Here is a 10,595-nt window from a genome sequence, read left to right as displayed (position 1 = left end):
AACCATTATGTAAAAACTTCTGACTCACAACGCTTGACCTTAAAGAAATAAACCATTATATCCTTTAGAAGCTACAATACATTTTTTGTGCACGACATTGATGCCTATATTTTTTCATCTTCATATAATTAAAAAAATATAAGCATCTCCGAGTAAAAAAAATGTCTTGTAAAGCTTCAACACAAAAACATTGAGCCATACTTTACTCAAAGGTTTACCCTAGCTATTTTAGCAATTTTTTTGAACTCTTATTAAAAAAGTTGAACTTTCTTATTATATAAAAAACTGAGCCATAGACTCAGTTTTTTGTATTACTAATCTTAAATTGGTCCTAACTTTCCAGGCAAACAGTTTGCTATGAACTCATCACACCCAGGCCATTTATTTGAACTTGCTTTATAATTTAAAAATTCCTTTTTATTCATTTTTTCACCTCCTTTTTATTTAAATGTAATTTATAGTTAGTTTTCTACGCTTTTCAAAACTTTAATGAATTATCGTTAAATACATTTTTCATTGTAATATTCCATAATAATTGGACATATTTCTTTAACACTTGAATTTATTCTATTCAATTTATCTTCCCATTTTTTTGTACTTTGTGACAGTTTGTCCATTGTATATTTATCAAGTATATCTTCTATGTTTTCTTCTTCTATGCAGCCTACAGAAAATATATCGTCTGGTACATAATCACAAGGTTTTATATTTCCATATTCACTTATAACCCACTGAAAAAGTCCTGCTCCACAATCATAACAATTCTGATCATCCATTTTTTTCATTTCACTATTTGTTTTCCATTTTTGAATATAAATTTTATCTTTATATCTGTCAGATAACTTGTCTATGATCTCGGTAATTTGCTCTTTTTCCTGAGTTGATAAACATATTGTATCCTTAAGTTCTATACCTCTTCCCATTGGTATTAGTGCTCCAAAATTAAGTTGATTCACACCATGTTCTACTGCTAAATCAATCATGTCTTCCAATCTATCTTTATTTCTCTTAGTTATTATAGTTGCTATTGTAACAGGTATACTTGCTTTTACAATTGTATCAATACCATTTATAGTTTTTTCAAAAGAGCCTTCTAAATTTGTAATCATATCATGTTCTTTAGAATCATTTGAATATACGGATACTTGAATTCTTTCAACCTTCTTGAAATGATCTATGTTCTTATTATTTATCATAACAGCAGTAGTAGTTATAGTTGTTCTAAAGTTTTCAGAGCAGTAGTCTAATACATCTAAAAAACTGTCATATGCCATAGGTTCTCCTCCTGTTAACTGTAAGGTCAGAGATTTGCCAGTCAAAAATTTTAATACATTCATCAACTTATTATAGTTAAGTGATTTATTCCCCTTTGTACTACAACTTTTATAGCAATGTTCACAATTCATTACACACTTATTTGTTAAACTTAATATAATATTTAATGGTACGTTTTTACCTTTGATTCCTGTTCTTTTAATAATATGGTTTTTAGGCACTTTACTTTTTTTTATAAGTAATGGTTTACTTTCAACAAACTCATCAAATATACAACCAATCTTTTTAATATCATTTAATTCTAACTCATCTGCTATTTCTTTAATTATTTCATCCTCTGTCTTTTTACCATCAATTTTTTCTGACATATATATTTCGATTTTGTTTATTATATACCTTTCAACATTCCCATAAAGAACAGCGTTGCTACCCAAGTAATGCAATATGGTGTTCTCAACAATATATGGATACATGAGTTTTTTATTACAGAATTATCTTCTGTAATTCCTCCTCTCTACTAATTTATTATTTGTATTTACAATATATATTGTACCATATTTGTTTTTAATTGTAAATATTGTTCATTTTAGTATTTTGCTGTTACAGGTATACAATTTACAATTTCGAGTTTGGTTACAAAGAATAAAAAAATAGGCTGCAAGATATTGTGGACTTAGCTATAGAACATGATGTGAAATGTTAAAAGCTTGATTTAATTAAATCTCAATACAACAAAAAAACCTTCTTGGAATTTTATTTTTTAATTCTTACCAAGAAGGTTTCTTGTATTTTTTTTCATAACATTATTCATTACATACTTAGAATTATTCATGTCTCTACTAATCAATTTTTATCATTCTTGAATTTGTTTTTTTAAAACTTTACCTTATTGCTATTAAAAAACAAAACCTTTGATGGCAAATAAATAAGCCTGAAAAATCAGACTTATTTAATGAGATGAACTAAATTGCTGCTACAACACGTGGTTCGCAATCTAATAAACCACCAGGAAATTCACCACACGTTTTCAAAGTGCTATTACTTACAGTGTAATTAAAAAATTCTTTTTTATTCATATTTTCACCTCCTTTTTTAATAATGAAAAATGAGTCATATATATATCTAAAAAGTTTTTAATATAATAATATTAAACACATTTTTCTTCATAGTATTTTCTAATATTTGGACATATTTCATTAACAGTTGAATTTATATCATTTAAGTCTTTCTCCCATTTTTTAATGCTTCTTGCAAGGTTGTTCAAATTATACTGTTCAAGTATATCTTCTACGCTTTCTTCTTCAATACATCCCATTGTAAATATTTCATCCGGAATGAACTCACAAGGCTTAACATTTCCATTTTCATTTATAATCCACTGGCAAAGACCTGCTCCACAATCAAAGCAATCCATATCTTTGTCCCTGTCTTTTTCAAATTCATTTTTACTACTTTCCCAATTTCCAATATTAATTTTATCTTTATATTTATTTGAAAACTCATCTATAATGCCAGTCATTTCATCAATTTCATCATTTGATAAGCATATTTGATCCTTAAGTTTTAAACATCTTCCCATTGGAACTAATGATCCAAATCTTAATTTATCTACACCATGCTCTAATGCTAGCTCGATCATATCTTGTATTCTATCCTTATTTCTCTTAGTAACTATTGTTGAAATACAAACCGGTATACCTGCTTGTACAATTGTATCTATTCCATTAATAGTTTTATCAAATGAACCATTTAAATTAGTAAACATATCATGTTCTTCAGGGTTATTTGAATATACTGACACTTGGATCATTCTTACATTTTTGAAATGGTCAATATTATTTTTATTAATTAAAACTGCAGTAGTAGTTATTCTTGTTTCAAAGTTTTCTGAGCAGTAATCTAATACATCTAAAAATCTATCATAAGCCATAGGCTCTCCACCGGTTAATTGAACTGTCATAGTTTTTCCACTTAAAAATTTTAGTGTATTCATTAATTTATTATAACTAATTGATATATTACCCTGTGTGCTACAGCTTTTGAAGCAGTGCTCACAGCTCATAACACACTTATTTGTTAAACTTAAAATCACATTTAATGGTACCTTTTTACCTTTAATTCCTGTTCTTTTAATAATATGACTTTTTGGTGTTTCACTAGTTTTTATAAGTAATGATTTACTATTAACAAACTCATCAAATATACTTCTAATTCTATCAATATCATCTGATTCTAAATCATTCGCTATCTCTTTAACTATTTCATCTTTTGTTTTCATACCATCTATTTTTTCTGACATATATACTTCAACATTATTTATTATATATCTTTTTACATCTCCATAAAGAACAGCATTTTTATCTAAATAGTGCAATGTTGTATTTTTTTGGATATACGGATACATATAACCTATATTACAGAAATATTAGCTTCTGTAACTCCTCCTCTCTTTTTTTATTTAGCAATTAAACCCAGATTATTCATAGAAAATTATGAGCAGTGAACCCAAATCTTGATTTGGCGTGAATCGCTTACTCCTAAAATAGGAGATTCATTAATAAAATCCTTCTGATTAGAAGATATCCATTAACTTCTCGACATACCAATTCGGTATGCCTTCGAATTCACTGAAATCTCCTAATTCAGAAACCTACAGCATATTATCGGGAGTTATACGAATAATCAGGTTTAAATTTTTATATTAGTAAAATTATATTGAATATTTTTTTATGATTTGTTTAATTTGTGAATATTTTGTATGAATTTATAATGATTGGTGTTGTAAACATATTATAGCATAATTTAGTTTATTTTTCTATTTTATTAATTTTTTTTAATATAATATTAATTTTAGTTAATATGTTTTTATATATATTAATTTATATTTATTTATTTTTCTTACTTTATTTTCTTGTTAAAAAAATAGTAAGCTTTCCAATACATTGAAATTATGCAACTTTTTAAGTTTAACATAATCTAATTTATTGTACAAAGCTTACTACTTAAATTTATAATTTAAACTATAATCTCTTCAGTATCATAAAAATCTACTATTTGCTCATATATCATGTTAGCATATTCTTTTATTTGGTTGTCACTAGGAAACTTTAATACTAACATTTCTTTATCTCCACGAGCCATTTTTTTATAATATTCTATATATGTTTTATCGTTTTGATTCAATATATATACATCTATATCTAACATAGCATCTAATTCGTATAGTACATTATCTTTGGCAGCAATTCCAATTATACCTATATCGCCATTATAGAAGTCAATCATACTATTAATATTATTAATATTATCTCTATTTTTTTCATCTATTTGTCTGAAATCATAAAACAAACCATACATACTATTTGTAAATATGGTAGGATTGTAACCATTTTCTTCAAAAAGTTTTCCTAATTCGACTAAAACATTTAGAACTAAATCAAGATTCGAATCCTTTATTATTATTAAAGGCATTTCTTCTCTTTTTTTTACATTTAATGGTATGTCAATATTATTAAAGTAAACAGGACTGTTTACATTTTTTAATATATTTTTTATAACTTTATCATCTTTATTATGATTTAAAATTATAGGCTTCTTGTTTATACTTATAACATATTTAATAAACTCTTCAATATCGTCAATATTTATATTACAATTATATAAATCAAATATTATGGAGTCTATTTTTATTAATCTACTTTTAATTGTTGATAGATATCCTAATATATATGGAACTATTTGATCATTTTCCAAATGATTTATATTTATTATGTCAACAGCATTGAAATATGATGGTTTAATAATATTATTTGAAGTGAATATTATGGGATTTTTTATCCAATCAAGTTCCAGATATGTTTGATAATATTTTTGATTATTATAATTTATAGAACTTTTATATAAATATTCTTTTATACTATTTAAATCTGCATTTGGATTTGTAGCTAAATAATCAGCTACAAATGCTGTTATCATAGGAGTAGCAAAACTGTTGCAATTTTGCACTTTCTTTTCTATAGATAAGTGATTTTTCAACATATGACTACCACATGCAATAATATGTACTCCATCAGCTGATTCATGGTTATATATATATTCTCCCTCTTTTAAATCACCAGTAATAGAACATTTTACTCCAATTGTATTCATAAATACTGCTGGATAAGTTATTATTCTATCATTTTTGTTTGCTGCAATTATAATTATCCCTTTTTTGAATGCTTTATAAATTACATCTTTTATTGATTTTTTATCTTGATAACACACAGTACCCATGCTTAAATTTATAATATCTATGTCATTTTCTATGCACCACTCCATTGCCGCTAATAATTTATTTAGCTTTCCATCTCCATATTTGCTTAAAACCTTTATACTACTTAATTGTATATTGCACGAAACATATTTCTTTATAATACCAGCACATGTAGTTGCGTGATTTTTTTTTTCTTTATTATAATCTATTCTGTTTATTATCTCTAAATCTTCGGTTACTTCTAAATTGTAAATGAGAGATGTATCAAAATATCTCTCATTTACACCATCATCTATTATTGCTATATGGATTTGTTTCATGTTTAATCAGCCTGAGTTTCCAATATTTCAATCACGCTGTTAAAGCTACTAAATTTCCCTTGTGCTAGATTTTGTTCGCTAATTGTTATTCCAAATTCTTTTTCCACATCACGAAGTAAATATAATAAATCTGTAGGATTTAATCTAATATCTGTTCCTAAAAAGTGTTTATCATAATATGATTCATCACCAAACTTGTTATAATCTATATTAAATCTTTTTATAAATATTTTATTAAGCATTTCTTTGTATTCATTAACTCTACTTACTTCACAAACAGCTTCCATTTTAACCCTCCTTTATAATACATCCTCTATAAATTCTTCACCTGCAAGTACATCTATTAAATAACTAGCCATTTTTATTCTATCTTCTTTTTTCTGAACATTATAAATAGGCTTTGTTGCTTTATAATGTTTAATCTTTTCGTCTATATAATCAGAATCAATTACTGTATATAATTTATTTAGGAAGAATTTCGAATCTTGATAGTCTAGTTGATTATTAGCTATATTAAAGCAATCAATTTCAAAATCAAATCTATACTTGCATAAATTTTGAATTTCTTCAAAATAGTCAGCTTTGTAATTATTGTACATCATACTCACAATAGCTGCGTCAGGTTTGACTGCTCTTGATACCATAAAACCTGTACATCCGAAATCATCAGGTAATTCTTTGCAAATAGGTGCTAAACTCCTCGGAATACCTATTATGATTACATGTGGTTTTTCAAGCACTTCTATTCCTTTGACAAAACTATTAAACTTCTTGATTTTTTCAATATTACTTGTACCATTTTCAAACATAAATGATGGGAATGAATGAAAACCAAATAATTCACAGTGATTTTTAGTTCCTATTTGCGAAACTTTATATCCCATATTTTCGAATTCTTTCCTTAATGAAAGCTGTATGTCAAATTTATTAGTTCTATCAGATATTCCTGCTACGAATACAACTGGAACAGTTATATCATAAATTATTTTTATGTCATGTAGATTATAATGTTTTTCTAGTATATTTTTAAAACCAACATTATTTTCTTTACATAAGTCTATAATTTGCTTAAGCTGCTCATCAGTTAACTCTCTCACATTTACTATTTCTTTTTTATTTTTTACAACTTGCTTAAGTTTAGGAAAAATGTACTTTTCAAAATCAAGTTCTATTTTTGAATCTACTAAAAATAATGTGTCAAATTCGTCTGTATCTTCAATTTTATCCTTTACTTTTATATTTAAAGCATGTCCAGCATCAGCACTTCCTACGTCTTTGCCTCTTAATCCCCAACCATTTGGTGATACTGCACCAACCACATCATACATTTTGTTCATTTCATTAAATCTAAAAAAATGTGTTGACTCACTATCATATGGATATATAAAAGCTTTCTTTTTAATCAATATTTTCGCCCCCTTTTTTATAGATCTACAAAGCCTAAATCTGTATCGAAAGTACATCCAAATTCTTTTAGTATACAAAGTTCTTCTAAATCTTTTTCTGCATTAAATTTAACTGACGGACAGCCTTTTATTTTTGTTTCTCTGGATAATTCACCAATCGCATCAGCAGCAGATGCACACATGGTACAAAATCTAAATGCCCAACAGTTTTTACAAAGATCTTCGCTTAACTTACCGATATTTAATATAGCTCTTATCTTATCAAGATAAAAACCATCATCGATATTACCAATAATCATCGGTTTAGATATTTCACTAACTCTTTCACATGGGAAAAAGTCTCCGTCAACATTAACAAAAAGTTTTTTTACACCTGGAACACATGGACCACCTGGGTGTTCTTTATCATTTATTGATGAACTAAATTCTCTTTCATAAAGATTTTGTTTTAATCTAATAAATTGAGAATCAAATAAATCAGATGTTAGGTTACTATCTAATCTACCAATTTTGTTCAATAATACTTTGAATTTCTCATAGCTGTACTGTATTTTATATTTTTCATATACATCAAAATTCACCTTTGCATACTTGTCAGAAATAAAACTAGTATTAACATTTAAGTCCTTTATTTCATCATAATCAGCAAAGAACTGTTTTGTGCAACTGAAATCTGTTGTTCCATCAAGAACAGCATTAAAACTAATCTTGTTTTTTACATATTCAGGGTATTTTTTATGCATATCTCTTATATTATCCATTATTACTCTGAATGTACCTTTTCCGTTTGCAGCAAAAACCCTGTTTTTATCATGTATTTCTTGTGGTCCATCTATACTAATCAAAAGTTTGAAATCGTTTTCCACAAGATATTCAAGTATCTCTCCTCTTAATAAAGTTCCATTTGTAGTCATATGATAATAAATTTCTCTACCATCTGCATTTTCTTTTGCATACTCAACACATTTTTTAATCAAATCAAACATCAATAAAGGCTCTCCGCCATAAAATCCGATACTTATAACTTGAGCTTCTGAGGAATTATCTATAACAAAATCCAAACTTTTTTTAGCAGTTTCAAAGCTCATATCAAGATCTGAATGAACTCTCTCTTCATATTTACCCGAATATGCACAGTAACTACATCTCAAATTGCATCTTTGTGTTACTTGCAAAGTTACTGTATTCAATCTGTTTTTGAGATAGAAAGGTAACATTTCATTATAAGGATGTTCTATTTCTTTAATACGTCTTTCTGATAAAAATCCTTGATCAACCATTTTTTCTATTTTTACTCTTAAGTCATTGCTTATTTCTTTTTCCTCATTAATACCTGTACTTAAATAATCAAACACATCATCAGATATATTAAGTATGGTATTAGTATTAACATCGTACACATACTTTTTGTCCCTAGTTATAAAAGTATGTATAAATGGTTTTTTAGGTAACATGTTATCATCTCCTTATTTTTGTATAATTTATTCCATTTAAAACTTTATCTGTATACAAGCTCCAATCAGTAAAATCTTATTTAATAATTAAATAGATATATAACTTAGCTTAATAGGTAAGAATACTTGGAGCTCTTCCGTCCCATCTATCTATATATTCAAGCATTTTTAGTGGGTCACATATACAGTAACATTTAACTTGAAAACTTTGTATTGATTTTCAAATATATTCTTGGTAACTATCTGATTGAAGCTTTATAACCATTTTAATTTTTATTAATTTTTATTATATTGATTTGAATATGTATTTATATATGTATATAAAATATTAGCATACGGACATCTAGTAATTTTTTTATATACATATATAAAATTATTTAGTTATAAAAATAGGTATTTTGCTGTTCATCGTAGGTATTATCATAAATAATACTACATGCACATATACACTTATATGGTGGAAGTTTGTTTAATTTTAATGTGTTAATATCAAATTTTTTTGTTAATTTCTTCATATTATCACCTCATAACATTTAAAATTTTCATATAAAGTTAATATGAATACTCAAATTTTTTATAATAAGTGAACTTAGCACTCATCATTATTGTTTTCAAGACACGTAACCTTCTTCATTTGCATCTTTATGGTAAAAGACTATTTGATTTTAATATATTGCAATCAAACTAATTAATTTCATGCGCCAGTAAAATACTAAACCATTAGAAAAATATATTTACTAACTAATTTTTATAACTTAAGTATCATATAGCAAAAGCACGTGAATAATTACAAAGATCTTCAAGAGTCATAGGACAATTACATGCACATCCTCTAAGAGATTGTCCATATAACTGAAGAGACTTTAGATTTACCTTTTTTACTAGCTTTTTCATAGTTACACCTCCTATTTTAAATATTTAATAGCACTGACATAAAACAATTTTTTATGATATTGTAAATTATAGTGGTAGTAAAAACTCTATTATCAGCTAAGTCTTTAAGCGCATAAGGACATATATATTTACATACGCTAGTAAAATATAACTCATTTTAAATAGTTTATTTCACTAGCGTAAATGGTTTATATCCTAAAATACTAATTTTTTAATAAAAATTTTTCATTAATAGTTAATTACCTAATATCTAAAAAAACTAGCTTTAAGATCATAAACGTATTCAAGGGACACAGGGCACATACAATTACAAGAATAAAAAATTTCACTATAACCATTCAATGTTTTTGCATTAACTTTTTTAGTTAATTTTTTCATATATTCCCCTCCTTATTTTTTATTAGTCAAAAATAAACTAAATCTAACTTATAGTTTTGTAATATCCATACGCATACAATTGCTTTGAGCTTTAGCATCAACCGCTACTTCGTGTAGGCATGCACAATCACAAAGCATAAACAATTCATTATAAGTTTGTATTGATTTTAAATTAGCTTTCTTTACTAATTTTCTCATATATATTCCCCTTTTACTGGTAGTAATAACGTCTATCTGCAAAAAGTCTATCATCTATAAAAGAATTTTTACTTAGTGGTGGTAACATGCATGCACATAAGCATTTTACTGATAAATCAGTATTTTTTTCTATGGTATTTAAGCCTATTTTCTTTACTAATTTTTTCATACAACCACCCTTTCATTAATAATTATGTTAGTTTTATTTTGCAATCTGACACTATATTCTCCAATAATATACAGCATCATTAGAGTCTTCAGGAATAATTTTATAAGCACACATACATATACAAATATTGTTCAATTCATTATAAGTCTGTAATGTTTTTAAATTTACTTTTTTTTGTAACTTTTTCATTATGACACCTCCTTCCAAATAAATATTAATTTTATTACATTTTTTATAATACATTTT

Annotated in this window: 12 protein-coding genes; all 12 read right to left on the bottom strand. The window is 26.2% G+C overall.

Annotated features, from left to right (window positions below; genetic code table 11):
* Positions 1 to 500 precede the first annotated feature (500 nt).
* The 12 genes from AYC61_RS10285 to AYC61_RS21245 all read right to left on the bottom strand — a co-directional run bounded on the left by AYC61_RS10285 (position 501) and on the right by AYC61_RS21245 (position 10,538).
* Positions 501 to 1,643 carry a radical SAM protein gene (locus AYC61_RS10285; RefSeq protein WP_162265459.1) on the bottom strand — a complete coding sequence of 381 codons (1,143 nt, stop codon included), beginning with the start codon at positions 1,641 to 1,643 and terminating at the stop codon, positions 501 to 503.
* 779 nt (positions 1,644 to 2,422) lie between these two features.
* Positions 2,423 to 3,679, bottom strand: coding sequence for a radical SAM protein (locus AYC61_RS10280; protein WP_066501277.1), 1,257 nt, complete (start codon positions 3,677 to 3,679; stop codon positions 2,423 to 2,425).
* 611 nt (positions 3,680 to 4,290) lie between these two features.
* Complete coding sequence (locus AYC61_RS10275; RefSeq protein WP_066501273.1) at positions 4,291 to 5,850, bottom strand: S8 family serine peptidase; 1,560 nt, start codon at positions 5,848 to 5,850, stop codon at positions 4,291 to 4,293.
* A 2-nt stretch (positions 5,851 to 5,852) separates the two neighbouring features.
* Positions 5,853 to 6,137: a peptide maturation system acyl carrier-related protein gene (locus AYC61_RS10270; RefSeq protein ID WP_066501267.1), complete on the bottom strand. Its 285-nt coding sequence runs from the start codon at positions 6,135 to 6,137 to the stop codon at positions 5,853 to 5,855.
* 12 nt (positions 6,138 to 6,149) lie between these two features.
* Positions 6,150 to 7,256 (bottom strand): TIGR04066 family peptide maturation system protein, encoded by a 1,107-nt coding sequence (locus tag AYC61_RS10265; protein ID WP_066501262.1) that lies wholly within the window; start codon positions 7,254 to 7,256, stop codon positions 6,150 to 6,152.
* Between the two features lie 17 nt (positions 7,257 to 7,273).
* Positions 7,274 to 8,710, bottom strand: a complete 1,437-nt coding sequence (gene ccpM / locus AYC61_RS10260; protein WP_066501254.1) for a Cys-rich peptide radical SAM maturase CcpM — start codon at positions 8,708 to 8,710, stop codon at positions 7,274 to 7,276.
* A 377-nt stretch (positions 8,711 to 9,087) separates the two neighbouring features.
* Positions 9,088 to 9,225: a hypothetical protein gene (locus AYC61_RS21260; protein ID WP_156456431.1), complete on the bottom strand. Its 138-nt coding sequence runs from the start codon at positions 9,223 to 9,225 to the stop codon at positions 9,088 to 9,090.
* Between the two features lie 247 nt (positions 9,226 to 9,472).
* Entirely contained in the window at positions 9,473 to 9,604 is a 132-nt protein-coding gene (locus AYC61_RS22030) for a hypothetical protein (protein ID WP_275935234.1), read from the bottom strand.
* Between the two features lie 243 nt (positions 9,605 to 9,847).
* Complete coding sequence (locus AYC61_RS22025; RefSeq protein WP_275935233.1) at positions 9,848 to 9,982, bottom strand: hypothetical protein; 135 nt, start codon at positions 9,980 to 9,982, stop codon at positions 9,848 to 9,850.
* Between the two features lie 48 nt (positions 9,983 to 10,030).
* Positions 10,031 to 10,180 carry a hypothetical protein gene (locus AYC61_RS21255; protein WP_156456430.1) on the bottom strand — a complete coding sequence of 50 codons (150 nt, stop codon included), beginning with the start codon at positions 10,178 to 10,180 and terminating at the stop codon, positions 10,031 to 10,033.
* Positions 10,181 to 10,193: 13 nt separating this feature from the next.
* Positions 10,194 to 10,349 carry a hypothetical protein gene (locus AYC61_RS21250; protein WP_156456429.1) on the bottom strand — a complete coding sequence of 52 codons (156 nt, stop codon included), beginning with the start codon at positions 10,347 to 10,349 and terminating at the stop codon, positions 10,194 to 10,196.
* Between the two features lie 51 nt (positions 10,350 to 10,400).
* Entirely contained in the window at positions 10,401 to 10,538 is a 138-nt protein-coding gene (locus AYC61_RS21245) for a hypothetical protein (protein WP_156456428.1), read from the bottom strand.
* Positions 10,539 to 10,595: the final 57 nt, after the last annotated feature.

The sequence above is a fragment of the Abyssisolibacter fermentans genome, assembly GCF_001559865.1.
Lineage (GTDB): Bacteria > Bacillota > Clostridia > Tissierellales > MCWD3 > Abyssisolibacter > Abyssisolibacter fermentans.
Note: the sequence above shows the minus strand (reverse complement) of the source record. Positions and strands in the feature narration are given on the sequence as shown.

What these genes read in the sequence shown, in the direction of transcription:
- AYC61_RS22030 (WP_275935234.1), bottom strand. Translation starts at nt 9,604, where the DNA reads ATGAAAAAGCTAGTAAAAAAGGTAAATCTAAAGTCTCTTCAGTTATAT.
- AYC61_RS21245 (WP_156456428.1), bottom strand. Translation starts at nt 10,538, where the DNA reads ATGAAAAAGTTACAAAAAAAAGTAAATTTAAAAACATTACAGACTTAT.
- AYC61_RS10285 (WP_162265459.1), bottom strand. Translation starts at nt 1,643, where the DNA reads ATGTCAGAAAAAATTGATGGTAAAAAGACAGAGGATGAAATAATTAAA.
- AYC61_RS10280 (WP_066501277.1), bottom strand. Translation starts at nt 3,679, where the DNA reads ATGTATCCGTATATCCAAAAAAATACAACATTGCACTATTTAGATAAA.
- AYC61_RS22025 (WP_275935233.1), bottom strand. Translation starts at nt 9,982, where the DNA reads ATGAAAAAATTAACTAAAAAAGTTAATGCAAAAACATTGAATGGTTAT.
- ccpM (WP_066501254.1), bottom strand. Translation starts at nt 8,710, where the DNA reads ATGTTACCTAAAAAACCATTTATACATACTTTTATAACTAGGGACAAA.
- AYC61_RS21250 (WP_156456429.1), bottom strand. Translation starts at nt 10,349, where the DNA reads ATGAAAAAATTAGTAAAGAAAATAGGCTTAAATACCATAGAAAAAAAT.
- AYC61_RS10275 (WP_066501273.1), bottom strand. Translation starts at nt 5,850, where the DNA reads ATGAAACAAATCCATATAGCAATAATAGATGATGGTGTAAATGAGAGA.
- AYC61_RS21255 (WP_156456430.1), bottom strand. Translation starts at nt 10,180, where the DNA reads ATGAGAAAATTAGTAAAGAAAGCTAATTTAAAATCAATACAAACTTAT.
- AYC61_RS10270 (WP_066501267.1), bottom strand. Translation starts at nt 6,137, where the DNA reads ATGGAAGCTGTTTGTGAAGTAAGTAGAGTTAATGAATACAAAGAAATG.
- AYC61_RS21260 (WP_156456431.1), bottom strand. Translation starts at nt 9,225, where the DNA reads ATGAAGAAATTAACAAAAAAATTTGATATTAACACATTAAAATTAAAC.